Source organism: Burkholderia lata, from assembly GCF_000012945.1.
Taxonomy (GTDB): domain Bacteria; phylum Pseudomonadota; class Gammaproteobacteria; order Burkholderiales; family Burkholderiaceae; genus Burkholderia; species Burkholderia lata.
Genome location: NC_007511.1, coordinates 403,315 through 429,016, shown reverse-complemented (window position 1 = coordinate 429,016; position 25,702 = coordinate 403,315). Strand labels below are relative to the sequence as shown.

Sequence of the window (25,702 nt, the reverse complement as noted above, 5' to 3'; positions counted from 1 at the left end):
CGAAAGGGTTGCCCTCGTCTTTATTGTTGCTGTTGTCGTGTCGGCGCTCATTATAGGAGCGCGCGATGACGAAGGCAGTCGCCGGTGCCACGCACGGCGCCGGCTTAGTCCACCCGGACGAAGCGGCGCCGCTGCGCGGCGCGCACCATCGTCGTCATCGTTCAACGACGGTGGAGCCCGCATGACCCACAGTGCAGTCGAGATCGCGAACCTGCTGTACCGCTACGCCGAGTTGCTCGACGCCGGCGACCTGCCGGGTGCCGCCGAGCTGTTCCGGCACGCGCACATCAAGACGCAGGAAGGTGCGCCGACGATCGGCGCGGATGAACTGCTCGCGCTGTTCAGCGCGAGCGTGAAGCGTTACGCGTGCGGCACGCCGCGCACGAAGCATATCGTGAGCAATCCGATCATCGAGATCGACGAAGCCGCGCATCGCGCGACGGCACGCTCGTACTACACGGTACTGCAGGCCGTCGACGGGTTCCCGCTGCAACCGATCGCGGCGGGCCGCTATCAGGATGCATTCGAACGCGTCGACGGGGTGTGGCGCTTTTCGTTCCGCGATTACACGTTGTTCGATTTCGCGGGCGACCTGCGCTACCACCTGAACCTGAGCGAATCACCGGCCGGTTGAAGCACCGGCCGGTGTAAGACACAGCCGCGCTCAGCCTGCGGCAAGCTTGGCAGCAAGCGCGTCGAACTCCGGCGCCCACGCCGCACGCCACGCGGCCTTCGTCGCGTCGTCCACCCACGCGCCGTCGATCCCGTTCAGCATGAACTGCTTCAGCTCGGCCACGGTGAAGCCGAAATGGCTGAACATCAGCTCCCACGCCTCGGACGGATTGACTTTGTGCAGCGTCGGATCGTCGGTGTTCGGATGGATCTTCAGCCCGAGGCCCGGCATCTTGCGCATCGGGTGCAGTTCCGCCCATTGCTCCGGCGGCAGCGTACGCAGGTAGTACGAATTCGTCGGCACGACGGTGAAGACGATCCCGCGTTCCGCATAACGTGCGCACAACTCCGGGTTGTCGACGATCGTATAGCCGTGATCGACGCGATCGACCTGCAGCAGATCGACGGCCGTCTCGACGTTGCGCCACGGCATCCCGAACTCGCCCGCATGCGCGGTCGTGCGAAAACCCGCCGCGCGTGCATCGCGGTAAGCCTTCCAGAACAGCTCCGGCGGCCGGTCGTTCTCGCGATAGTCGATCCCGAGCCCCGCGACTTCGTCCGCGCGGTTCGCCTTCATCCATTCGACGATCGCCACGGCTTCGTCCGGATCCTGCTCGCGGTCGATGCTCGGGATCAGGCACGCGCCGATCCCGAAGTCGCGCGCCGCGTCGCGGATCGCCGTCACGATCGCCGCCTGCGCGTCCGCATACGCGATGCCCGATACGCGCACCGTACCTGTCGGATTCCAGAAGAATTCCGCATGCCGGACGTTGTGCGCGGCCGCATCCTCCAGATACTCGTAGGCGATCCGCCGCAGGTCGTCGGGCTGCGTGAGCAGATACTTGTCGAGCGCGCGCAGCACGTGCAGCACGCCGACCGGCTTCTCGCCGCGCGCATAGAACGCGTCGATCTCCGCGCGCTCGATCGGCGCGCCGCTGCGCTCCGCGAGCGCGACGAACGTGTCGTGCCGCACCGCACCGAGCAGGTGGCAATGCAGCTCGACCTTCGGCAGCGCGTGGAAGAAGGCCCGATGGGCCGGCGTGATCTCGATGCCCGTGCGCGCGGCCGGGACGTTACCTGGTGTTGCCTTCATGTCAGTCTCTTTTTCGGTAGTGCCGATGCGTCGTGAAAGCCGTCTCTCAGTGCGGCTTCACGACGGTCCAGAAGTAATAGCCGAGCGGAAGCGCGAGCACGACGAGCCCCCACGACACATCGCGCCAGCGGCCGGCCAGCAGCTTGACGAGCACGTAGCACAGCAGCCCGCCCGCGATGCCGGTGCCGAAGCTGTTCGACATCAGCGTGAGCAGCACCATCGACATCACGGGCAGCGCATCGGTGAAGTCGTCGAAGTGCGTATGGCGGATCGTCGCGAACATCGACAGCCCGATCAAGATCAGCGCCGGCGCGGTCGCCTCTTTCGGGATCGCGAGCGCGACCGGCACGAACAGCAGCATCGCGGCGAACAGCACCGCGGCCGCCAGCGACGACAGCCCACTGCGGCCGCCGGCCTCGACGCCCGCGGCCGATTCGATCAGCGCGGTGAGCGCGGGAATGCCGAACACGGGCCCGATCGTCGCCGCGAGCGAATCGACGAGGAACGGCCGGTTGATGTTCGGCAGGTTGCCCTGTTCGTCGAGCAGGTTCGCCTTCGCGCCGACCGCGAGCGCGGTGCCGAGCGTCGAGAAGAATTCCGCCGCGAAGAACGCGAACAGGTACGGCGCGGCCGCGAGGCTCAACGCGCTGCCGATATCGAGCTTGAACGCGATCGGCGCGATGCTGTGCGGCAGCGACACGAACGATGCGGGCAGGTGCGTGACGCCGAGCGGCACGCCGGCCGCCGCCGCGACGAGGATCGCGATCAGGATCGCGCCGGGCACCTTGCGCGCCTGCAGCACGATCGCGACCGCGAGGCCGATCAGCGCGACGAGCGCACCCGGCCGCGAGAAATCGCCGAGCGCGAACGCGTTGGTCTTCGCATTCGCGACGACCATCCCCGCATTGCGCAGCCCGAGCATCGTCACGAACAGCCCGATCGATGCGCCGAGCCCGAGCTTGATCTGCACCGGAATCAGCCGCACCACGACGCCACGCGCGCCGAGAATCGTCAGCAGGAAGAACAGCACGCCCGACACGCAGGCGATGCCGAGGCCCGTCTGCCAGCCGACGTGCTCCGTCGTCGCGAGCGTCACGCCGATGATCACCGAGCCGCCGATGCCGGGGCCGACGAGGAACGGCAGGTTCGCGTAGAGCCCCATCAGCGTGGTGAACAGCACGAACACGAGGATCGTCGCGGTCGTCGCCGCGCCGCGCTCCATCCCGCCCGTCGCGAGCAGCGACGGGATCACGACGAGCAGGTACGCGGCCGCGAGGAATGACGTAACGCCCGCGATCGTCTCGGTCCGCACGCTGGTGCCGCGCGCGGCAAGCGCGAAGCGGCGTTCGAGCCAGTTGGCCGGCGCTCGCGCCGGCATCGTGTCAGTCGCTGACATGGTGGTTCTCCTGTGATTCCGAATATTGTCCTGTGTCGATTCACGCAGCGCGGTCTTATACTGCCGCGTACCGCATCCCGACCGTTATTGCCCGATGTCGTCCGACCGCTCGTCGCTGCTGCCCGCGCTCACGCTGCGGCAGGTCCAGCACTTCGTGGTACTTGCCCACGCACGCAGCTTCACGCAAGCCGCGCAGGCGCTGTCGCTCACGCAGCCCGCGCTCACCGCGTCGATCCGCCAGATCGAGTTCCTGCTCGGCGGGCGCCTGTTCGCGCGCTCCGCGCACCGGCTCACGCTCACTTCTGCCGGCGAAGCCGTGCTGCCGCTCGCCGAACGCCTGCTCAACCAGGCACGCGGCACCTTCGACGACATGACGCGGCTCATCGGCGAACGCATCCAGACCGTGCGCATCGCCTTCATCCCGTCGGTCGCGGGCCGCCTGCTGCCCGCGCTCAACGCACTGCGCGACGCGCACCCGACGCTGCGCTTCACGCTCACCGACCTGCCGAACAGCGCGCTCGTCGAAGCCGTGCGCGACAGCGTCGCCGATCTCGGCATCGGCGTGCGCGAGCCGGACAGCGACGACGGCACACTGCGCTACCGGCAGCTCTTCGAGGACGAGATCGTGATCGTCGTGCGGCATGACGATCCGCTCGCCCGCGCGAAGAGCGTCACGTGGGCGAAGCTCGTCGATCGCGAGCTCGCGGTGTTCGTGCGCGGCAGCGTCAGCGAATCGCTGCATCGCACCGGCGGCGCCGAGAAGCTGCGCCTGAACGTCACGTACCGGATGGAATACACCGAGCCGCTCTACGCGCTTGCGCGCAACGGCCTCGCGACCGCCGTGCTGCCGAGCCTCTACACGATGCATCTGCATGATCCCGAACTCGTTGCACTGCGCGTCGACAAGCCGCGCGTCACGCGCGCGATCTCGCTGATCTCGCTCGCCGGCGACGATCGCGGCCCGCACGTGCGGGCGTGCCGCGAGTGGATTGCGAAGCACATCTGATCGCGTTCACGTTCACCGTTCACCGTTCATCGTTCGCCGCGCGACTGCCCGCGTTCAGGGCAGCTTCGCAATGCGCTCGACGAGTGCTGCGTAGAAGCGGTCCGCGTCGACCTCGTTGATCCACGTCGCATTCGCCGTTCGGCCGCTGCGTCCGTTCCAGTCGACGACGGTCTCGCCGAGCGTCCACTGCCCGGTCGTCTCGACCATCACGTTCACCTTGCGGCCACCGAACAGCGTCGGATCGACGAGATAGCCGACCGCCGTCGGGTCGTACATCGGTGCGTCTTCGACGCCGCGCCGCTTCTTGTTGTACGCGAGCTCGGCATCCATGATGTCGGCAACGATCGTGCCGCAACGGTTGCCGAGCGCGCGGAACGGCGCGACGCGCGCCGGCGTGATCGGCGCCTTTACCGCGACGTCGCGCGGCAGCACGACGATCGGCACGCCGCTGCCGAATACGACTTCGGCCGCCTGCGGATCGACGTAGATGTTGAATTCGGCGGCCGGCGTAATGTTGCCGCGTTCGAAGAACGCGCCGCCCATCAGCACGATTTCGCGCAGTGCGCCGCGAATCTGCGGCGCTTCGACCAGCGCGGTCGCGATGTTCGTCAACGGGCCGAGCGCGCACAGCGTCACGCTCCCCGGCGCTGCGCGGCTCAGCGTATCGACGAGATACGACACAGCATGGCCGCCGGCAAGCGGCGCGCGCGGCTCGTGCAGCTCGACACCTTCGAGACCGGTCTTGCCGTGTACGTTCGCGGCCGTCACGAGGTCGCGCACGAGCGGACGCGGGCAGCCTGCGTAGACGGGCAGCGTCTTCGTGCGGGCGGCCCAGTCGCGGATGATCCGCGCATTGCGTTCGGTCAGGTCGAGCGGCACGTTGCCCGCGACGGCGGTCAGCGCGCGTACGTCGAGCCGGTCCTGCGCGCCCAGCGCGAACAGGATCGCGATGGCGTCGTCCTGCCCCGGGTCGGTATCGATGATCACCGTGCGGCGCGCGGCGTCGCCGCCGGCCGCGAACGCGCCCGTTTCGGGCAGCAGCGCGGTGCCGGCCAGCGCGGCGGACAGTTTCAGGAAGGTGCGGCGGGATGCGATCGAATGGGTCATGGTCTGGCGCTCAGAAAACATGCCGGACGCCGACCGTCGCCATCATCTGGCGCGTGCTGGTCGAGCGTGCGTACGCAAAGATCTGCGCATGGTCCGCGTCGCCGGCCGCCTGCTGCGCGATCACCGTCAGCGCGACGTCGGTGCGTTTCGACAGGTAGTAATCGGCCTGCAGGTTCACCTGGTGCCATTTCGGCCGCTTGTCGATCACGTCGTACTTGCCGTTTGTGAACGCATACGCGGCGCCGAGGAAGAGCTGCGGTGTCATCGTGTAGACGACGTTCACGCCGAGGTTCTGCAGGTGCAGGTGCGTATTGTCGAGGTAATCGTAGCGCACGTCGGTAAACATCGCCGCGAACTGCGCGCGGCCGATCGTGTAGAAGCCGCCCGTGCCCGCGATCCGCTGCCGGCTCGCGTAGGCCGCAGGCGACATCGCGCTCTTGCTGAAGATCAGCAGCGGCGACGCATAGTCGTTCGCGATCGCGCCGTCCTGGTTCGTTGCGCTGTACGGGTGGTTGTACTGCGCGTAGACCGCGCTCCAGCGCAGCGGCCCCTGCTCGTAGCCGAGCCCGAAGCTGTACGCGCTGTTGTTCGCGAAGCCGGTCGCGTTGCTGAAGCCGTACAGCGCGGTGAATTTCAGGCCGTAGTAGACGGGGCTCACGTACTTCACCGAGTTCTGCACGCGGATGTCGTTGTAGCCGTTGTCGTTGTCGCCGATGTTCACGCCGTTGCTCGCGATGATCACCGGCCCGATGTAGTCGTGGATCGCGTCGTACTGGCGGCCGAACGTCAGCGAGCCGTAGGTGCGGTCGGAGAGGCCCACATAGGCCATCCGCCCGAACTCGCGGCCGTTCTGCGCGGCCGTGCCCGTCATCACGTTGAAGCCGTTCTCCAGCTGGAAGATCGCGGACAGCCCCTGCCCGAGATCCTCCTTGCCCTTCAGCCCCCAGCGCGGGTTCTGGTTCGTGCCGGACAGCGCCTGCCAGGCGTTCTTGCCGCCCTGGTTGGTCGCGAACCCGACACCGGCCGAGATGAGACCGTACAGCGTGATGCTGCTTTGCGCACAGGCATGCGTCGCGAAGGCGCCGAGCATCGCGAGCGGGGCGAGCTTGTAGAGAGTTTTCATCGGGTCGTGTGATCGGTGGTGGTCCAGGCGCGGCAGGGTTCCGCGAAACTGGCCTCGACTATACGAACCCGGATCGGATAATAAAAGTTTGCTTTTGTTATGGTTCAATAAAACGGATTTATTCTCATCCGGATCACTCCCGTGCCCGCTGCACCAACCGTCAGTCCGCCGTGTCGCCGCCCTTCGGCAGCTTCGACCACGCCTTGCGCCCCGGCAACGGCGACCACCCCGGCCGTGTCTTGCGTGCGCTGTCGATCACGACCAGGTAGCGGCCCGCGATCGGCGTGATGTCGCGATCGCGACGCAGCACCCACAACGACTTGCCGGCCTCGACGCGCGCCTGGTAATCGTCGTCGAGCAGGCCGTGGCGGTCGAAGAACGTGTTCAGCGACGCGGGAATCCGCACGCACCCTTTCGAGTGGCGGATGCCGAGCAGCGATTCGAGACGATCGGGGTCGGTCGCATGCATCTGGAAGCGCATCGGCGACACGCCGCCCTTGCCCCATCCGCGCTCGCCGTCCACCCAGCCGAAGTCGTAGATGCGCATGTCGCGGCGCCCGTAGCCGCGAATGCCGTTCTCGTTCGTCGTGCCTTCCGCGCGGAAATCCATGTTGTCCGGCGAGTGGTGGAACACGCCGAGCGGCGTCAGGAAATGGTCGTACTTGCCCGGCAGCCCGGTGCCGACCGGCGATGCGCCGATCATCATCCACGCGTTGGCCGGCGTCGCGCGGAAGTAGATGAACAGCGCCTGCACGGTCGACGCGCGGTCGACCATCGCGATGTATTCGCCGGCAAGATCGCCGAGGTCCGCATCGACGAGCGCCTTCTGGAGCCGCTCGCCGTACGCGCGCTGCTCGCTTGCGGGCACGCTCAGGCGCCGTGTGACTTCCTGCGTGAAGCGCTTGCGCATGTCGACCGCGCGCGCCGTCGCATTTTTCGCCTCTTCGGCCGACAGTGGCGGATGCTGGCGCGGCGGTGTCGGGGCGGGTGCCTCGGCCTCGCTGGCGGGCGTGGCGGAAGCGGCAGAGGCGGGGGTGGCGGCGGAAGCAGCGGAAGCGGCAGAGGCCGCCGATGCGCTCGACGCGCCCGACGCCGGACTGGCAGGCTGCGCAGGATGCGTGTGCGATGCGGCTGGCGCGGGCTGCGCCGCCGAGGCTCCCGACAACGCATGCGCCGACGAAGCGGCATGCGCACGGGAAGCCGCCGATGCAGGCGACTCGACTGATGAGGATGACGTAGCGACAGGCGACGATGCGTCGGACGCCGCACAGGCAGGCCGCTCGACCAGCACGGAGATCGGCAGCGCCGCAGCGAGCGAGATACACGCAGCGGCGACACGAGCAAGACAACGCGGCTTCGCACATCGCCGCGTAAAGCTGAAAGGCATCATACGTTCGAAGCCATCGGCCGATCCGGCCGCCGCATGCTGCTGGGCGGGCGGCGCATCTTCCGCGCGAGCCATCGACACGTCCGGCGCATCGTGTGCGCCCGGCGCCGACGCCTCTTCGCGGCGGAGCCGTTCGCTGTTGCAACGCGACCGGTCCGATGGCGGCTAATGAGTCGTCAGGCCCTTCATTTTACGCGTCCGCGCAAGAATCCGCAGCGAGGAACGGCGCGGTTTTGCGCTTCGTCACGCTTTGTTTCAACTCGTTGCCGCCCGCTTTTTCGTTACGTGGCAATCTGGTTCGTTGGGCGTTCGAGATCGATACAGGAAGCGGTGTGTTTCGCCAGGGCATGACTGCATTTTCAAATCGATTCGTACGCCGGATCATTCCCGAAACACGGTACGCGCCGTACGCACGATGCAATCGCCATCGCATCGCACGCATGCCGCACGAACCGTGCGACACGCGTGCGCAACCACCGGTTACTTCGAGATGGTTTCGAGCGCAATGCCCTTCGTGCGCGGCCCCATGAACCCGATCGCGGCCATCACGATCACCATCGCGCCCGCGATGAACGCGAACACGCCGAAGGTGCCGAAACCCTTCAGCACGGCCGCGATCACGAACGACGAGAAGATCGCCGAGAAGCGGCTCCACGAATAGACGAAGCCGACGGCCCGTGCGCGGATCGACGTCGGGAACAGCTCGGCCTGATAAGCGTGGAAGCTGTACGACATGATGTTGCTGGCGAGCGTGAGACCGATGCCGAGCACGATCAGGAATGCGCCCACCGTCGTCTGGCTGAACAGCAGCCCGCAGACGACGATCGCCGCCGCCATCGCGACGATCACCGACTTGCGCTCGAAGCGATCGGCGATCACGAGCCCGATCAGCGGGCCGATCGGCGCGGCGAGCGCGATCACGCTCGAATACATCAGGCTCGACGTGATCGTGATGCCCTGCTTGATCAGCAGCGTCGGCACCCAGTTCGCGAAGCCGTAGAAGCCGACCGTCTGGAACACGTTGAAGATGGTCATCATGATCGTGCGGCTGCGATACGGCGGCACCCACATGTCGCGGAAGCTGCCGCGCGGCGGCACGGGTTCGGCGGGCGCGGGCGGCGGCAACGGGCGGCCATATTCGGCTTCGACCTTCGCCTCGAGCGCGCGCATGATGCGATCGGCTTCGTCGACCCGGCCCTGCTGCGCGAGCCAGCGCGGGCTTTCCGGCAGTTCGCGGCGAATCCACCACACGAACAGCGCGCCGTGCGCGCCGATCAGCACGACCCAGCGCCAGCCATCAAGGCCGAACGGTGCGTGCGGCACGAGCAGGTATGCGAGAAACGCGACCACCGGCACCGCGACGAACCCGACCGCCTGCTCGCACGCAAATGCGCGGCCGCGAATCTGCTTCGGGACGAGTTCGGAGATGTACGTACCGATCGTCACCATCTCGACGCCGAGGCCGAGACCGACGACGAAGCGCCAGAAGTTGAGCCCGGCGGCGGTGTCCTGGAATGCCATCACGACGTTGGCGGCCGTGTACCACAGCAGCGACCACGTGAAGATCGCGCGGCGGCCGAAGCGGTCGGCGAGAAAGCCGCACGCGATCGTGCCGATGAAGAGCCCGGAGAACAGCGCGGCGATGAAGCTCGCGACGCCCGTGGTGCCGAACAGGCCGTGCGTCGTCGCGGAGAGAATCCCGCTTTTCACGAGGCCGGGGGCGACGTAGCCGCTATAGAGCAGGTCGTAGAGCTCGAAGAAGAAACCGAGGCTCAGCAGGACGACGAGCTTCCAGACGGTGCGGGTGGGCGGCAGGCGGTCGAGGCGTGCCGAGATGGAGCCTGGGTCGACGGGTGAGGATTGGGCAGGTGCCTTCGAGAGGCTGTCCGTTGAGGCCATCGTGGGCGCGTCTCCTGATCGTGTCGTGTTGTTGTCCGGCGACCAGCGAGCCGCCGTCGGGCGAATCGCTGCATTGTACCGGCACGTCCCGCCGGTGCGCGCGCACCCCGGCCCCGATATCCGGAACGCAACGACGGGCCGGCCACACGCCGGCCGACGAACCGCTTCGGACACCCCATTTTTGCGCCAGATAATGTGTAACTTGCGTAACCGTCTGTCGGGTACTGAATGCGCGCCAGAACGGCTATCTGTCGCCGCACCGCGGCGCCACCGCCCCCACCGTCCGGGCCTGATGCACCGTTTCGCGCGGGCACGCACCACCGGAATCGCTACAAACGGGGTACGCAATCGGGACAACCACGCGTTCCACACCCCGGTAACATGCTACCGGGCCAACCACCGGCTTCCGGGCGCCTTTCGGCGACCTGAATTGTCGGCAAATCGTAAGCATTCCATGTTCATACAACGACTATCCACCTACGTGCGCCGGATCGCACTGATCGCGCTGCTGCAGTTCGCGGCGATCGCGACCGCGTCCGCGTTTCCGGCGGCCGCCTCGGCCCCGAACGCGAGCGGCGTCGGCGCGCCCGTCCCGGCCATCTCGCTGAACGACGCCGTCGCGCAGCTCAAGCAGATGCAGGCCGAACTGGACCGCATCAAGCAGCAGACCTCGACCGCGTCCAACAGCAAGGAGCTGGACGGGCTCAGCGACTCGACGCAGGAACTGAGCACCGATGTCGAGAAGCTGCAGAGCGATCTCGTTCCGCAGCGTACGCAGATCCAGGGGCAACTCGACGTGCTCGGCCCCCCGCCTGCCGAAGGCGCCGCGCCGGAAACGCCGGCCGTTGCGAAGCAACGGGCCACGCTGAACGCACGCAAGACCCAGCTCGATGCAGCGCTGAAGCAGGCCGCCGACCAGAAGACCAGCCTCACGAACCTGAACGAGCAGTTCGCGAAGCTGCATCGCGGCCTGCTGAAGAACCAGCTCGCGTTCCGTTCGGGCGGCATTTTCAGCGCGCAGTTCTGGCTGCCGCTGTTCCATCTTTCGCCGGACGACGCCCAGCGGCTCGGGGACTTCGACGAAGAAATGCTCGACATGCTGCGCTCGTCGTGGGTGCCCGGACAAAAGACGATCACCGTGCTGCTGCTGGTTGCCGCATTCGCGGCATGGATGGGCGGCCGCCGGCTCATCGAGCGCGGGCTCGCGTGGCTCTGCGTGAACCGCCTGCCGGCCACCCGTTTGCGCCGCAGCGCACTGGCGTTGTCGACCGCGCTGTCGACGCTGCTGGCAACCGCCATTGCCGTGCAGATCCTGTACCTCGCCGTCGCGCGCCATTACGACCTCACGCCGGCGCTGAACGACCTGTGGGACCAGTTCGCGAAGCTTGCCGCAACCTGCGCACTGATCGCCGGCCTCGGCCGTGCGCTGCTCTGCACGAAGCATCCGTCGTGGCGCCTGCCCGCGCTCGCCGATCCCGTCGCGCTCGCGATGAAGCCGTTCCCCGGCATCCTGGCCGCGCTGCTGCTGGTGTCCGGCACGCTCGAATCGATCAACCGGATCGTCGACACCAGCCTGTCGGTCACGCTGTTCGGCCGCGGGATCGTGTCGCTCGTCGTCGCGGTGACGGTCGGCGCATCGCTGCTGCGCTCGAACCGCGCGCGCAGCGCGCTCGCGGCCGCCGGCGAAGCGCCCGAGCAGCGCTCAACGCTCGCCGGGCTGATCCATGCGGCCGTCACGCTGGCCATCGTCGCGGCCCTGATCGCGCTCCTGATCGGCTACATCACGGTCGCGCGCTTCATCACCTACGAGCTCGTGTGGTTCGAGATCGTGCTGGGCGCCACCTACATCCTGATCCAGTTGACGCGCGACGCGAGCGAAAGCCTGTTCTCGTCGAGCCTGACGACGGGCCAGCAGATCAAGCACCTGTTCGCGCTCGAGGATCGTCACCTCGACCAGGCTCGCACGGTCCTGTCCGGTTTCGGCACGAGCCTGCTGATGCTGATCGCGGCCATCGCGCTGCTGACGGGCGGCTTCGGCACGACGCCGGGCGACCTGATGGACAGTGCCGTCGCGATGATCGGCAGCCAGCGGCTGCAGAGCCTGAACATCATGCCCGACCGGATCATGAACGCCGTGATCGGGTTCGCGATCGGCTTCTACCTGCTGCGCTCGCTGCGCCGCTGGCTCGACAGCGAGTTCATGCCCGCGCTCGGCATGGATACCGGGATGCGCGTGTCGCTGATCACGCTGTTCACCAACGTCGGCTACGTGCTGCTCGTGCTGATGACGCTCGGGCTGCTCGGCGTCAGGTGGAACAACCTCGCGTGGATCGTCAGTGCGCTGTCGGTGGGTATCGGTTTCGGCCTGCAGGAGATCGTGAAGAACTTCGTGTCGGGGCTGATCCTGCTGACCGAGCGCCCGGTGAAGGTGGGCGACATGATCAGCATCGCGGGCGTCGAAGGCGACATCCGCCGCATCAACGTGCGTGCGACCGAGATCCAGCTCAGCGACCGCTCGACCGTGATCGTGCCGAACTCGCAACTGATCTCGCAGAACCTGCGCAACGTGACGATGGGCAACAGCACGCAAGGCGTCGCGACGCTGGTGCTGACGTTCCCGCTGAACACGGATCCCGAGCAGGTGCGCGACCTGCTGCTCGAAGCGTATCGCTCGCATGAGGCGATTCTCGAGAAGCCGGCGCCGTCGGTGACGTTCAGCCAGCTGACGCCGGATGGCATCACGCTGAGCGTGACGGGTTACGTGTCGAGCCCGCGGATCGCCGGTTCGACGAAGAGTGATTTGCTGTTCGAGATCCTGAAGCAGCTGCGCGCTGCGGGGATCACGCTGTCGAGCCCGCAGATGCTGGTCGTTCAGAACATGCCGGCGGCGGGAGACGCATGACGCGGCTCGCACGCTTGCCGTCGCGCAAATGAACGAAGGGCCGGCACCGCAACGCGGCAGCCGGCCCTTTCTACTTCTACGCAGCGCCCTACCGGGCGTCCCGCATCAAACGTCGAACTTCACGCCCTGCGCCAGCGGCAGCTGACGGCTGTAGTTGATCGTGTTCGTCGCGCGGCGCATGTAAGCCTTCCACGCATCCGAACCCGACTCGCGGCCGCCGCCCGTTTCCTTCTCGCCGCCGAACGCGCCGCCGATCTCCGCGCCGCTCGTGCCGATGTTCACGTTGACGATCCCGCAGTCGCTGCCCGCTGCCGACATGAACTGCTCGGCCTCGCGCATGTCGTTCGTGAAGATCGCCGACGACAGGCCTTGCGGCACCGCGTTGTGCAGTTCGATCGCGTCGTCGAAGTTGTCGTAGACCATCACGTACAGGATCGGTGCGAACGTTTCGCGCTCGACCACCGCCGATTGCTTCGGCATCCGCACGAGGGCCGGACGCACGTAGTACGCATCCGCGTGACCGACGTCGACGCGCTCGCCGCCCTTCACCTCGCCGCCCTGCTCGCGTGCATCGCCCAGCGCCTTCTGCATCGCGTCGAACGACGCGCGATCGACCAGCGGACCGACCAGCGTGCCTTCTTCAAGCGGGTTGCCGACCTTCACCGACGTGTAGGCCTTCTCGATGCGCGGCAGCAGCTGTTCGACCAGGCTGCGATGCACGATCAGGCGGCGCAGCGTCGTGCAGCGCTGGCCGGCCGTGCCGACCGCCGCGAACGTGACCGCACGCACCACGAGGTCCAGATCGGCGCTCGGTGCAACGATCATCCCGTTGTTGCCGCCGAGTTCGAGAATGCCGCGCGCGAGACGCTGGCTCAGCACCTTCGCGACTTCCTGGCCCATCCGCACGCTGCCCGTCGCGCTGACGACCGGCACCTTCTTCGATGCCGTCAGCACCTCGCCGACATCGCGCATGCCAAGCACCAGCTGGCTCAGTTCCGCCGGCGCGACGCCCGGGTGGGTCTTGTCGAATTCGCGGATCGCCTTCTGCAGCAGCACGTGGCACGCGATCGCGGTGAGCGGCGTCTTCTCGGACGGCTTCCACACGACCGAATCGCCGCACACGAATGCGAGCGCCGCGTTCCATGCCCACACGGCGACCGGGAAGTTGAACGCCGAGATCACGCCGCACACGCCGATCGGGTGCCACGTTTCCATCATCCGGTGGCCCGGGCGCTCGGAGGCGATCGTCAGGCCGTAAAGCTGGCGCGACAGACCGACCGCGAAATCGCAGATGTCGATCATTTCCTGCACTTCGCCGAGGCCTTCCGACGTGATCTTGCCGGCTTCGAGCGTGACGAGGGCGCCGAGCTCGGCCTTGTGCTCACGCAGCACGTTGCCGAACACCCGCACGAGTTCGCCGCGCACCGGCGCCGGCACCGTGCGCCACTTGAGGAATGCGTCGTGCGCGGCGTCGATCTTGCGCTCGGCGTCGGCGGGCGTGTCGACGGCCAGCTTCGCGAGCGTCGCGCCGTCGAGCGGCGAACGCGCGGTCAGCGCATTGCCTTTCCACTGGGCGAGATCGATATCGAGCGCGGCAAGAATGTCGTTGAATTGCATCACTTCCTCTTCAGGGACAGATTGATCGGTGCGGCGGCAGCGCCGCCCGCGTGATTCGATTGGAGCGCGTTCGCGCGCCCTGTGCAAGCGGATGCGCCGCGCGGCAGGCCCGGTGCGCCGTTCGGCGCATCGCGCTGCGCCGCCGCCGGAAGCCCGCCGGACGGCGCGCTCCGGCCTCGCAGGGCACGATCCATGAAACACATTGTCGGTGGCCACAAGTCGGGCCGCTATTGATATTAACTCACGACTTCATTCCGAAAACGCAACACCCACGCGGGATGAAACCGTGCGTTTCTTCATCGATATCGGACATGCCCAAGGCCCGTGACCGGGCCGTTCGGGATGCCGTGATGGGGCACAAGTTGATGACAAAGCCGCATCACCCTGTTCTGAAATATCGTTTGCCGCCCGTGCACCGGGCACACACAATCGTTGCGACGTCGAGGTGCAACGCACCCGGCGCGCCGCCGGCCGCCATCACGGCTGCCGGACGACAGACGAAGGCGACACGCATCGCGGCCCGGCTCATCCGGCGCGCTCCAGCATCGCATCACCGCTGCCCGGCCCGCGGCCGGCAACGCGTCGCGCTTCGTCACCGAAAAAACAATCCCGGAGACAGCGCCCAGCGCCCGCCATGCATTCAGATGCCCGCCCCGATTCACCCCGTCCGTCCGGCTCGCCGCCCGCGAAGCCGACCCTTCACCGTGCACTGCAGGCACGCCATCTGCGAATGATCGCGATCGGCGGTTCGATCGGCACGGGCCTGTTCGTCGCGTCCGGCGCGTCGATCTCGCAGGCCGGCCCCGGCGGCGCGATGCTCGCGTACATGGTGATCGGCCTGATGGTCTATTTCCTGATGACGAGCCTGGGCGAAATGGCCGCGTTCATGCCGGTGTCGGGTTCATTCGCGACCTACGGCGCGAAGTTCGTCGACGAAGGCTTCGGCTTCGCGCTCGGCTGGAACTACTGGTACAGCTGGGCCGTGACATTGGCTGTGGAGCTCGTCGCCGGGCAGCTCGTGATGAACTACTGGTTCCCGCATGTGCCCGGCGTCTGGTGGAGCGCGCTGTTCCTCACGCTGATCTTCGCGCTCAACGCGCTGTCGGTACGCGGTTTTGGCGAAGCCGAATACTGGTTCGCGCTGATCAAGGTGCTGACGGTGCTCGCGTTCGTCGGCGTCGGCCTGCTGATGATCTTCGGGATCATGCAGGGCGGCCCGAGCGCGGGCTGGGGCAACTTCACGATCGGCGACGCGCCGTTCGCCGGCGGCTGGGCGACGATGCTCGGCGTCGCGATGATCGCGGGATTCTCGTTCCAAGGCACCGAAATGATCGGTGTCGCGGCCGGCGAATCGGAAAACCCGCGCACGACGATCCCGCGCGCGGTGAGCCAGATCTTCTGGCGCATCCTGCTGTTCTACGTGTTCGCGATCTTCGTGATCGGCGTGCTGATTCCCTATACCGATCCGAGCCTGCTGAAGAGCGACGTGACCGACATCGGCGTGAGCCCGTTCACGCTCGTGTTCCGCCACGCGGGCCTCGCATTCGCGGCCGGCGTGATGAACGCGGTGATCCTGACGGCCGTGCTGTCGGCCGGCAACTCGGGCATGTACGCGTCCACGCGGATGCTCTACAACCTCGCGGTCGAAGGCCGTGCGCCGAAGATCTTCGCGAAGCTGTCGCGCGGCGGCGTGCCGCGCAATGCGCTGTATGCGACGACGGCCGTCGGCGCGCTGTGTTTCCTCACGTCGCTGTACGGCGACAAGACCGTGTACCTGTGGCTGCTGAACACGTCGGGAATGGCCGGCTTCATCACGTGGCTCGGCATCGCGGTCAGCCACTACCGCTTCCGCAAGGGCTTCCTGAAGCAGGGCTACCGGCTCGACCAGCTGCCGTACCGGTCGAAGTGGTTCCCGTTCGGCCCGCTGTTCGCGTTCGCGCTGTGCGCGGTCGTCGCGCTCGGCCAGGATTACCAGGCGTTCTTCTCCGACAAGATCGACTGGGTCGCCGTCGCCGCGACCTACATCGGCCTGCCGTTCTTCCTCGCGATCTGGCTCGGCTACGCGCTCGTGCGCAAATGCCGCCTCGTGCGCTACGAAGACATGGAGATCGCGCCGTGGATCGAACGCAACGCGACGCCCGAACCCGCCCCGCAGGCTGAAACCGGCTACGCAGGCTACGTCGCCCGCCCGGCCAACCCGACGCCGGGCGCCTGATCGCGCGGATCGGCCCGCCTCGTACCGGCCGCCACGCGAGTGCGGCGGCCGGTGCCCAGACAGCCCCATTCGACGCGGCGCGCACGTTCAGGCAAGATCGACGCGCGCCGTCTGTTTTTCCGCCGTTACGAGTCAACGAAATCGCATGCAGAACTTCTACGAAGCCACCGTTACCCGCCAGCCCTACCCGCAACTGACCGGCACGATCGACACGCAGGTCTGCATCGTCGGCGGCGGCCTCGCCGGCCTGTGCACGGCGCTCGGCCTCGTCGAGCGCGGCGTGCATGACGTCGTCGTGCTCGACAGCGAACGGGTCGGCTTCGGCGCATCGGGCCGCAACGGTGGCTTCGTCTTCGGCGGCTACAGCCTCGACAACGCCGACCTGCTGCGCACGCTCGGCCGCGACGAAGGCCGCCGGCTGTACCGGCTCACCGTCGATGCAGTCGACCTGATCCGCTCACGGATCGCGCGCTACGGCATCGACTGCGACATCGTCGACCAGGGCGTGATGCTCGCGAACTGGTTCGACGATCCGTCCCGGCTCGACAGCGTGCGCACGCTGATGAAGGACGAACTCGGCGTCGACTGGGAACCCGTTTCCACGGACGCGCTGCGCAAGCGGCTGAAGACGCAGCGCTACTACGGCGGCCTGTTCGAGCCGAACGCGTTCCACTTCCATCCGCTGAAGTACGTGCTCGGCGTCGCGGCGGCCGCCTCGCGCGGCGGCGCACGCGTGTACGAACGCTCGGCCGCGCTCGGCATTGCGCGCGAAGGCGCCGGGTACGTCGTGCGCACGGCGCAGGGTACGGTGCGCGCAAAGGACGTCGTGTTCGCCGGCGGCGGCTACGCGCGCGGCGTGTCGCCGCGCATCGAGCGCGCGGTGCTGCCGATCGCGACCTACGTGATCGCGACCGAACCGCTCGGCGCGCGCCTGCCCGACGCGATCGACGCGCCGTACGCGATCTACGACACGCGCTTCGCGTTCGACTACTACCGTCCGCTGAAGGACACGCGCATCCTGTGGGGCGGCCGGATCTCCGTGCTCGACCGCGGCCCCGACGCGATCGCGCGCCTGCTGCGGCGCGACCTGCTGCGCGTGTATCCGCAACTGGAAGGCGTGAAGGTCGACTACGCGTGGGGCGGGCTGATGAGCTACGCGCGGCACAAGATGCCGCAGATCGGCCGCGACGCGGACGGCGTGTGGCATGCGATCGCGTTCGGCGGCCACGGGATGGCGCCGACCACGGTGGCCGGCGAAGTGCTCGCGGCCACGCTGGCCGAAGGCCGGCCGGTGCCGGAAGGCTTCAACGCGTTCGGGCTCACACGCACGTTCGGGCTGGCGGGCCTCGCTGCCGCACAGCTCACGTACACGGCGTACCAGGCCCGCGACGCGCTCGCGTCCTGCCGCCGCTGAGCGGCGGCCACGGCGGCCGAAACCGCCCTGCCGATTAGAGCGTCAGGTCGGCCGGGCGGGGATTTCCCGCATGCTAGAATGCCTTTTCCAAGCCGCCGAAGCCACAATAAAGTCACATGAAAGCAGGAAGCAAGGCCGCCACGTCCGACACCCGCGCGCTTCCGTCCGATGCGCGGCGCAAATACGATCCCGAGCAAACCAAGCGCAACATCCTCGACGTCGCCACGCAGGAATTCTCCGCGATGGGCCTCGCCGGCGCGCGCGTCGATGCCATCGCCGAGCGCACGAACACGACGAAGCGGATGCTCTACTACTACTTCGAAAGCAAGGAAGGCCTGTATGAGGCCGTGCTGGAGAAGGTGTACGGCGACATCCGGGCACTCGAGCAGGAACTGCACGTCGGCGACATGGAGCCGCGCGAAGGCATGCGCCGCCTCGTCGAATTCACGTTCGACTATCACGACAAGCATCGCGACTTCGTCCGCCTCGTGTCGATCGAGAACATCCACGGCGCGAAGTATCTCGAACAGCTCAAGTCGTTCAAGAACCGCAACGTCAGCATCATCAAGACGCTCGAGGAACTGGTCGAGCGCGGCGCGGCGAGCGGCGCGTTCCGCAAGGACATCGACGCGTTCGACCTGCACCTGCTGATCAGCTCGTTCTGCTTCCACCGCGTGTCGAACCGCTACACGTTCGGCGCCGCGTTCGGCCGCGATCCGTCGGCACCGCGCCTGCGCGCGCGGCATCGGGACACGATCGCCGACGCCGTGCTGCGCTACGTCGCCGCCTAAGCGGCGGCCTCAGCCGGTTTCCCTGCCAGGCTCACGCCGGGCGCGCGACGTCCGCTCCCGGCGTTCTCGCGTGGGTCAATCCGTCGGCGCCGTCGACGCCAGTGCGATCCGCGCCTTCGCTTCCGGGCTTCCCGCCACGTAATACTTCTTCGCCCAGCTCGAATCGGGCGCAAGCGCGAGCCGCGCATGCGCGCCCGTGCCCCCGTCCGTGCCGTGCTGCTTCGCATTGATCGTCAATGCCCGCGCACGGTAGTGCTCGTACAGCCGCAGGAATTCCGCGAGATAGATCGCCGCGATCCGCTGGTCGCGGATCTCGAGCAGGTTCTCGTCGTTGTACTGCTCGGAATTGCGGCTCATGTTCGCCGAGCCCGTATAGACGACCGGATTCGCGCCCTCCGCATCGATCACGATGAACTTGTGATGGATCACGACGGGCGGAAAGGCCGGCGCCGGCTCCCCCGGAAACAACCGCAATTCCGGCTCGAAACCCTGCGGCACGGTGGCCGGCGAGAAATACGCGGCATCGATCACGTCGTGGTTGTCGCGGCTGCGGTGATACAGCTCGAGGTTCGCGAGCGTCGCCGCATCGAGCGTCTGGCCGGCCTGCTGCTCGGCATCGGCCTTCGTCGCGCTGCCGACGTTGATCTTGTTCACCAGCCCGAACATCATCAGCCCGCGATCGCCGGCCGCGAAGCACGCGTCGCGCAGCGCCGCGTCGGTCGGCATGAACAGGCAGAACGACACCGAATGCTTTGCCGCCGCGATCGCGGCCACGATCGTGTCGATCTCGGTGCGCTGCCCGGCCGGCTCCGGCGAAAACGCGAGCCGCACCTGCGCACTGCCGATCGTCATCGGTTCCGACCAGCCCGGCGACAGCTTCGCCGTCTCCGCGATCGACGGATTCCCGGCCAGCGCATGCGCACGATCGTTGTACAGCGCGGCGAGCGCGGGCGAGTCGAACGCGTGCAGCACGTTCGCCTGCTCCGTGAGCCCCTCGGTCGTGAAGTTCGCGGAACCGGTGAGCACGCGTGAGGGCGCCGCATTCGACGACGCATCGGTCACGATGAACTTGTCGTGCATGATGTGCGTCTTGTCGCGCGGCGCGAGCGTAGCGAGCCCCTGCAGCGCATCGACGGCCGGCTGGTTCGGCGACGGCAGCGGCGGCTTGCCCTTGCGCGCCGTCGTGTGCGCGTCGTACACGATCGCGAGCGACGCTTCGCCGTGCTGGCGTCCGAACGCTTCGAACGCGGGCAGCGCCCACAGCGTGTCGGTCAGGTGATAGACGGCTGACGCCGCGCGCGACGCCGGGTCGAGCATCTCCGCGAACACCTGCTCCATGTCGTTCGCGAGCCACGTGCGCAGCTTCAGCGCCTGCGCGGCGCTCGGCGCCGCATTCGGCGCGAGGCCCAGCGCCGCCACCTGCTTCGCGAAGGCCTGCGAGCTGACCACCGCGCGGTTGAACCACGTGCCGATGCCGTCCTCGATATGCGCGGGCAGCACGACGTCGCACACGCCGCCTTGCGCGTCGAGCACCTGCAGGTTCGCCGGCGTGCCGACGACCGGATACACGTCATAGCGGAACGACGCGCCGCGATCCTGCGGATCGATGCGCGCGTCCCACCACATGAATTTCTGGATCGGCGCCTGGTCGGTCGGCGCGTCGCCCTGCGTGTGCGCGGCCGGCCCGTCGAACGTCAGGCGGTTCGGCAGCCAGCTGTTCGGCGCGCGCGTCTTGCCGTCGGCCGACCAGAAGCCCGGCGTGCGCCGGATCGCGAAACCGAGGAAATCGGACCGCGACGCCGCATCGGGCCAGTCGAAGGCCAGCAGGACCAGGGTGGGGGAAAGATAGCTGCGCACGCTGACGGTCATTCGTTGCTCCCTGGCCTTGCGGCCGGTCGAGGTGAATGGGTCAGTGTTGACGGCGGTTCTTCCCTGGGAATGACGGTTCGATGAACCTTGTATGTCGGACGCGCGTCAGTCGCACACGAGCAGTTCGATCCCGCGTGCGGTCAGCGCGCGGCGCACGGCCTTGTCGGGCGTGCGTTCGGTCACGAGATAGCGGGCCGCCGCCGTGCCATTGATCCGCACCGGCGTCACGCGGCCGAATTTCGAATGGTCGGCGACGATCATCGCGGTGCCGGCCGCCGCGATCATCCGGCTGCGCACTTCGGCCGCGAGCCGCGAGTAGTCGGTGCACTCACCGTCGGGCGTGATACCGCCGGCGCCGACGAACGCGAAATCCACGTGGTACTGCGCGAGCTGCTGGATCGTGTCGAGCCCGAAGGTCGCGTCCTCGTCGTCGGACAGCTCACCGCCGAGCAGCGTCACGCGGTTGCCGTTGCGTCGCGCGAGCACGAACGCGGTGCGCCAGTCGTTCGTGTAGATCGACAGCCGGTGCCGGTCGGCGAGCGCGAGCGCAACCGCGTGCGGCGTGCTGCCCGAATCGATCAGCACCGATGCGTCGTCGGGCACGAACTCGGCGGCGCGCCGCCCGATCGTGCGCTTCGCCTCCGCGTTCGCGGCTTCGCGCTCGGACAGGCTCGGCTCGCGGCGATCCGCGGCCAGTGCACCGCCGTGCGTCATCACGAGCAGGCCGCGTGCGGCCAGTGCGTTCAGGTCGCGCCGCACGGTCTCGCGCGACACGTCGAGCGAGCGGACGAGTTCCGCGACCGACAATGCGCCCGACCGTCCGAGTTCCGACAGGATGAATTGATGACGTTGTTCCGCCAGCATCGCGTGTACGCCCGAGGCGACTGGTTATGGGTAAGCCGACCATTGTATTACGGCCGTTTGACCGGCATTTGACTGCGGCGGGAAACGACGCAGGCCGCATTTCCCGAAAGCGAAATTCTGAATTGCCTGACGCGCGCGAATCGGCGCGGCGCCGGTTGCTACACTTTGCGCTTCGCCGAACGACCGACCAAGCAAAGGGGCTCGCGCCATGTATCGCAAAGGCAGTGTGATCGAAATCCAGTTTCCGCCCGAACGTCTCAACGACGCGGCCGGCGATCCGTACTGGATCGACCTGACGCTCGACGAGGCCCGCCGGCTCTACGAACAGCTCGCCGCGCGCTTCGCGACCGACGCGCGCGCCAACCAGCCGCTCGACACGTTCTCGATCGACTGATCGCCGCAGCATCACGCTCGCCCGCTCCGCCTCCGGGGCGGCGCCCTCTTCCCCCAGCACCGCCCCGCCCGCACCGACGGCCGCATGCGCGGCACGCAGCATGAGTGCAGGATTCGACAAGACGCCCGCATCGCTTCCGCCGATACTGGCCGACTTTACGATTCTGTCCGGCCGCCTCGCGGCCCGCCACGCATGCTGACCTCGATCGTCGCCGCCGCTTTTGTCGCACTCTGGTCCACCGGCTTCATCGTTGCACGGGCAATCAAGCCCTACGCCGATCCCAACCTGTTCCTGCTCGCGCGTTTCGCGGGCACGGCCGCGCTGTTCGGCCTGGTGGCGCTCGTCGCGCGTGCGCCTTGGCCGGCCCGGCGCGAATGGCCGCGCCACCTGATCGCGGGCGCGCTGCTGCAGGGCGTCTATCTCGGCGCGAGCTACTGGGCCGTCGCGCAAGGGCTGAACGCGGGCGTGATGGCGCTGCTCGGCGCGTTGCAGCCGCTCGCCACCGCCGTGCTTGCCGTCCCGCTGTTCAATGAGCGCCTGCCCGCGCGCGGCTGGTTCGGGATGGCGCTCGGGCTCGCCGGCGTCGCGCTCGTGCTGGCGCCGAAGGTCATGGGCGGCGTCGCGCCGCCGCCGGGCGCCGCGCCCGCATGGCTCGTCGTCGGCGTGTCGGTACTCGCGGTCGGGTCGATCACCGCCGGCTCGCTGTACCAGAAAGGCAAGCTCGCGCAGAGCGACCTGCGCACGGCGGTTGCCATCCAGAACTTCGGGGCGGCGATCGTCGCGGCCATCTTCGTCGTGCTGCTGCACGAGACGCGCTGGATCGGCGCGCCGGCGCTGTGGGTGTCGCTCGTGTGGGGCGTCGTGTTCCTGTCCGGCGGCGCGGTCACGATGCTGATGTGGATGCTGCGGCGCGGCAACGCCGCGCGCGCGACGTCATTGCTGTTCCTCGCGCCGCCGCTGGCCGCGCTGCAGGGCTACTGGCTGTTCGGCGAAACGCTCGCGGCGATCCAGCTCGCCGGCTTCGCGCTCGCGCTGGTGGGCGTCGTGCTCGCGCGGCGCTGACGCACCCGCCCGTGTGCGCGGTCGTGCGGCTGCAGGCACGCCGGCCGCCACGCGCATCGCATACCGGCTGCGCGAACGCCCGTTACGCGGCATCGATGCACCCGCCCGGCGCACCGTGCACCACGGCGATGCGGCCGTCTCGTCGAAGCAACGCGAAATCGCCGGATCGCACGCCCGGCGCGGCGCCGCGCCGCGATTGCGCTTATGATGGGCGCCTTGATTTCGTTCCGGAACTCCCTTCATGACATCCGCCGATTACGCCAGCCGCCAACGCGCGATCATTGCCGAACTGAACGTCGCGTCGGAATTCGACGCCGAGGCCGAGATTGCCCGCCGCGTCGAGTTCCTCGCGCAATACCTTCGTTCGACCGGCCTGCGGACCTACGTGCTCGGCATCAGCGGCGGCGTCGATTCGTCGACGGCCGGCCGGCTCGCGCAACTGTCGGTCGAAAAGCTGCGCGCCGACGGCTACGATGCGCGCTTCGTTGCGATGCGCTTGCCGAACGGCGTGCAGAACGACGAAGCCGATGCACAGCGCGCGCTCGCGTTCGTCCGCGCGGACGAGGAACTGACCGTCAACGTGAAGCCGGCCGCCGACGCGATGCTCGGCGCGCTGGCCGCATCCGGCCATGCGTTCGAGACGCCGGCGCAGCAGGACTTCGTGCACGGCAACATCAAGGCGCGCGAGCGCATGATCGCGCAGTATGCGGTGGCCGGCGCACGGCGCGGCATCGTGATCGGCACCGATCATGCGGCCGAGTCGCTGATGGGTTTCTTCACGAAGTTCGGTGACGGCGGCGCGGACATCCTGCCGCTCGCGGGGCTGAACAAGCGTCGCGTGCGCGCGGTGGCCCGTGCGCTCGGCGGCGAGGAACTGATCGTGATGAAGGTGCCGACGGCCGACCTCGAGGAACTGCGCCCGCTGCGCCCCGACGAGCACGCGTACGGCGTGAGCTACGACGAGATCGACGATTTCCTCGAAGGCAAACCCGTTGCCGACAACGTGTACGAAACGGTGCTGCGCTTCTACGACGCGTCGCGCCACAAGCGCGCGCTGCCGTACACGATGTTCGACTGGCCGACTGCATAAGCCGGCCGCCCAGTCTGAAAGAACACGCCGCGCGCACCGCAACGGCTGCGCGCGGCGTACTGCCGACAGGTATGCTACGCGTGCCCGCCCGTCTTCGTCGCCTGCAGCGCACGAATCCGCATTCGCGCACCCGTATCGCTGACCGTCGCGTCGTACATCGCCGCGAGATCGCGCTTGAGCGCGGTGCGTGAGCCGCCATCGAGATACACCATGTGCCCCGACGGGTAGAAACGCGCGGACAGGTTCTGCCGCACCTTCTGATCCTCGAGCGGCATCTGCTGCAGGTCGATCACGGTCTGGTAGAACGGCGTGACGAAATCGTAGAAGCCGTTCGCCGACAGCACCTTCAGGTCGACATTCAGCGCCATCACCGCGGCGAGATCGCCGGCCGTGTAGAGGATCACGTTCCCCTGCGCATCGATGCCCTGCTGCGCGCCGGTCGGGTCGATGTGGCTGAAATCCCAGTTCTGGAACGCCTGGTCGTTCAGGTCGGTGAACGCGGAATTCGACGTGAACTTCAGCTGTTCGTTCAGGTAACTGTTCCACATCGCCGTATAGACACCCGTCACGGCCGTCATCGTCGGATCGTTGCCGCCCGAGTTCGGGTCGATCTTGCCGGCGATGCCCGACGAGATCCCGGTCACGCGGCCGTCGTACGAGCCGAGCGCGAGCCCCTGCGCATGCAGCAGCGTCGTCAGGAACAGCGAATTGCCGCGCGTGTCGTAGCCGGCGATGTTCAGACTCCACGATTGCAGCGTCGCCGTATCGATGCCCGTGTATTGCGACAGCTTCTGCACGGCGGCCGGGTCCGCATGCGGGACCGTGCGCAATGCGTTCAGGTAGTCGGTGCGCGAGAACTGCGCGACTTCCTCGACGAACGCGCCGAGATCGGTCGGCGCCGGCGTGACACCGAGCTTCTTGTGATACCACGCATCGGCCGCCGCGGTCGGCAGCGCGCCGACCGGGTTGCCGGCCTGCCGGTAGTCGAGGATCGACGATTGCAGCGTGACGCCGTTCAGGTCGACACCGTCCTCGTGCAGCTTGTACGCGAGCACGCAGCTGCGTGCCGTGCCGTACGATTCGCCGAACAGGTACTTCGGCGAATTCCAGCGGTTGTTCTTCGTCAGGTAGCGCTTGATGAACTGCTTCAGCGAATCGGCATCCTGGTCGACGCCCCAGAAGTTGCGATTCTTGTTCGGCGCGACGGCTGCCGAGTAACCGGTGCCGACCGGGTTGATGAACACCAGGTCGCTGTGGTCGATCATGCTGTCCGGGTTGTCTTCCATCTGGTACGGCGCGGGCGGCGTGAAGCCCGGCATCGACGTCTTGATGCGCTTCGGCGCGAACGAGCCCAGCAGCACGAACACCGACGACGAGCCCGGCCCGCCGTTGTAGAAGAACGTCACGGGTCGCGTTTCTTCCTTCGCGCCGTCGGCCGTGAACGCGACGTAGAAGAGCTTCGCGGCCGGCTGCGAACTGCTCGGATCGACCGTCACGAGGTGGCCGGCCGTCGCCGTGTAGGCGATGCGCTTCCCGTCGATCAGGATCGTGTGATGCGTGATCGCGGCCGCCTCGGTCGTGTCGGTCACCGAATCGTCGGGGCCATTGCCGTACGCGACCGGATCGAAGAACGGCTGGTCGCGGCCGTGGCTGAGCGCGACCGGACTGACGGTCGGCGGCACGCCATGCGAATTGTGGTCGCCGTGATGCAGCGGATACACGCCGCCGGAGGATGCGGAATCGATGCCCATCGTGCTGCTCCTGGAGGTGAGAAAAAGGCGCGGACAGGACGCCCGCGCCA

18 protein-coding genes and 1 pseudogene are annotated in these 25,702 nt (G+C 67.4%); 9 read left to right on the top strand and 10 right to left on the bottom strand.

Translation table 11 applies throughout. The annotated features are described in order from the left end of the window. Positions 1-181: 181 nt before the first annotated feature. A complete protein-coding gene (locus tag BCEP18194_RS24745) occupies positions 182-634 on the top strand; it encodes a nuclear transport factor 2 family protein (protein WP_011354003.1) in 453 nt (150 codons plus the stop codon). Positions 635-664: 30 nt separating this feature from the next. Here BCEP18194_RS24745 and add read toward each other — a convergent pair whose 3' ends face one another. Further along, on the bottom strand, positions 665-1,765 hold the full coding sequence (gene add, locus BCEP18194_RS24740; protein ID WP_011354002.1) for an adenosine deaminase: 1,101 nt from the start codon (positions 1,763-1,765) through the stop codon (positions 665-667). Between the two features lie 46 nt (positions 1,766-1,811). Continuing rightward, a complete protein-coding gene (locus BCEP18194_RS24735) occupies positions 1,812-3,161 on the bottom strand; it encodes an NCS2 family permease (protein ID WP_011354001.1) in 1,350 nt (449 codons plus the stop codon). A gap of 94 nt (positions 3,162-3,255) precedes the next feature. Here BCEP18194_RS24735 and BCEP18194_RS24730 point away from each other — a divergent pair, with 94 nt between their 5' ends. Then, positions 3,256-4,167, top strand: a complete 912-nt coding sequence (locus tag BCEP18194_RS24730) for a LysR family transcriptional regulator (protein ID WP_011354000.1) — start codon at positions 3,256-3,258, stop codon at positions 4,165-4,167. Positions 4,168-4,221: 54 nt separating this feature from the next. Here BCEP18194_RS24730 and BCEP18194_RS24725 read toward each other — a convergent pair whose 3' ends face one another. The 4 genes and pseudogenes from BCEP18194_RS24725 to BCEP18194_RS24705 all read right to left on the bottom strand — a co-directional run bounded on the left by BCEP18194_RS24725 (position 4,222) and on the right by BCEP18194_RS24705 (position 9,683). Beyond that, on the bottom strand, positions 4,222-5,274 hold the full coding sequence (locus BCEP18194_RS24725) for a nucleoside hydrolase (RefSeq protein ID WP_041493172.1): 1,053 nt from the start codon (positions 5,272-5,274) through the stop codon (positions 4,222-4,224). Positions 5,275-5,284: 10 nt separating this feature from the next. Next, positions 5,285-6,397 (bottom strand): porin, encoded by a 1,113-nt coding sequence (locus BCEP18194_RS24720; protein WP_011353998.1) that lies wholly within the window; start codon positions 6,395-6,397, stop codon positions 5,285-5,287. A gap of 160 nt (positions 6,398-6,557) precedes the next feature. Then, positions 6,558-7,876 (bottom strand): annotated as a pseudogene (locus BCEP18194_RS42460) (hypothetical protein). A 388-nt stretch (positions 7,877-8,264) separates the two neighbouring features. Next, the gene (locus tag BCEP18194_RS24705; protein ID WP_011353995.1) at positions 8,265-9,683 is read right to left on the bottom strand and encodes an MFS transporter; all 1,419 of its coding nucleotides are present in this window, start codon (positions 9,681-9,683) and stop codon (positions 8,265-8,267) included. Positions 9,684-10,137: 454 nt separating this feature from the next. Between BCEP18194_RS24705 and BCEP18194_RS24700 the strand changes: the two genes are divergently transcribed. Then, positions 10,138-12,585 (top strand): DUF3772 domain-containing protein, encoded by a 2,448-nt coding sequence (locus BCEP18194_RS24700; protein WP_011353994.1) that lies wholly within the window; start codon positions 10,138-10,140, stop codon positions 12,583-12,585. Between the two features lie 105 nt (positions 12,586-12,690). On the opposite strand, the gene BCEP18194_RS24695 is transcribed toward BCEP18194_RS24700, so the two are convergent. Then, positions 12,691-14,202, bottom strand: a complete 1,512-nt coding sequence (locus tag BCEP18194_RS24695) for an L-piperidine-6-carboxylate dehydrogenase (RefSeq protein WP_011353993.1) — start codon at positions 14,200-14,202, stop codon at positions 12,691-12,693. A 634-nt stretch (positions 14,203-14,836) separates the two neighbouring features. Between BCEP18194_RS24695 and BCEP18194_RS24685 the strand changes: the two genes are divergently transcribed. The 3 genes from BCEP18194_RS24685 to BCEP18194_RS24675 all read left to right on the top strand — a co-directional run bounded on the left by BCEP18194_RS24685 (position 14,837) and on the right by BCEP18194_RS24675 (position 18,622). Next, positions 14,837-16,417, top strand: a complete 1,581-nt coding sequence (locus tag BCEP18194_RS24685) for an amino acid permease (protein ID WP_011353992.1) — start codon at positions 14,837-14,839, stop codon at positions 16,415-16,417. A 145-nt stretch (positions 16,418-16,562) separates the two neighbouring features. Beyond that, positions 16,563-17,831 carry an NAD(P)/FAD-dependent oxidoreductase gene (locus BCEP18194_RS24680; RefSeq protein ID WP_011353991.1) on the top strand — a complete coding sequence of 423 codons (1,269 nt, stop codon included), beginning with the start codon at positions 16,563-16,565 and terminating at the stop codon, positions 17,829-17,831. Positions 17,832-17,947: 116 nt separating this feature from the next. Continuing rightward, positions 17,948-18,622, top strand: coding sequence for a TetR family transcriptional regulator (locus BCEP18194_RS24675; RefSeq protein WP_011353990.1), 675 nt, complete (start codon positions 17,948-17,950; stop codon positions 18,620-18,622). A gap of 75 nt (positions 18,623-18,697) precedes the next feature. Here the strand turns inward: BCEP18194_RS24675 and BCEP18194_RS24670 are convergent, their stop codons facing one another. Together BCEP18194_RS24670 and BCEP18194_RS24665 are read right to left on the bottom strand one after the other, a co-directional pair. Next, a complete protein-coding gene (locus tag BCEP18194_RS24670) occupies positions 18,698-20,491 on the bottom strand; it encodes a phospholipase D-like domain-containing protein (RefSeq protein WP_011353989.1) in 1,794 nt (597 codons plus the stop codon). A gap of 105 nt (positions 20,492-20,596) precedes the next feature. Continuing rightward, a complete protein-coding gene (locus BCEP18194_RS24665; RefSeq protein ID WP_011353988.1) occupies positions 20,597-21,355 on the bottom strand; it encodes a DeoR/GlpR family DNA-binding transcription regulator in 759 nt (252 codons plus the stop codon). Between the two features lie 208 nt (positions 21,356-21,563). Here BCEP18194_RS24665 and BCEP18194_RS24660 point away from each other — a divergent pair, with 208 nt between their 5' ends. The 3 genes from BCEP18194_RS24660 (at position 21,564) to nadE (ending at position 23,901) form a co-directional block, all read left to right on the top strand. After that, a complete protein-coding gene (locus BCEP18194_RS24660) occupies positions 21,564-21,749 on the top strand; it encodes a hypothetical protein (protein ID WP_006480515.1) in 186 nt (61 codons plus the stop codon). A 192-nt stretch (positions 21,750-21,941) separates the two neighbouring features. Continuing rightward, positions 21,942-22,811 carry a DMT family transporter gene (locus BCEP18194_RS24655; RefSeq protein WP_041493170.1) on the top strand — a complete coding sequence of 290 codons (870 nt, stop codon included), beginning with the start codon at positions 21,942-21,944 and terminating at the stop codon, positions 22,809-22,811. 241 nt (positions 22,812-23,052) lie between these two features. After that, positions 23,053-23,901 (top strand): ammonia-dependent NAD(+) synthetase, encoded by an 849-nt coding sequence (nadE, locus tag BCEP18194_RS24645; protein WP_011353986.1) that lies wholly within the window; start codon positions 23,053-23,055, stop codon positions 23,899-23,901. A 74-nt stretch (positions 23,902-23,975) separates the two neighbouring features. Here the strand turns inward: nadE and BCEP18194_RS24640 are convergent, their stop codons facing one another. Beyond that, positions 23,976-25,652, bottom strand: a complete 1,677-nt coding sequence (locus BCEP18194_RS24640; protein ID WP_011353985.1) for a S10 family peptidase — start codon at positions 25,650-25,652, stop codon at positions 23,976-23,978. Positions 25,653-25,702: the final 50 nt, after the last annotated feature.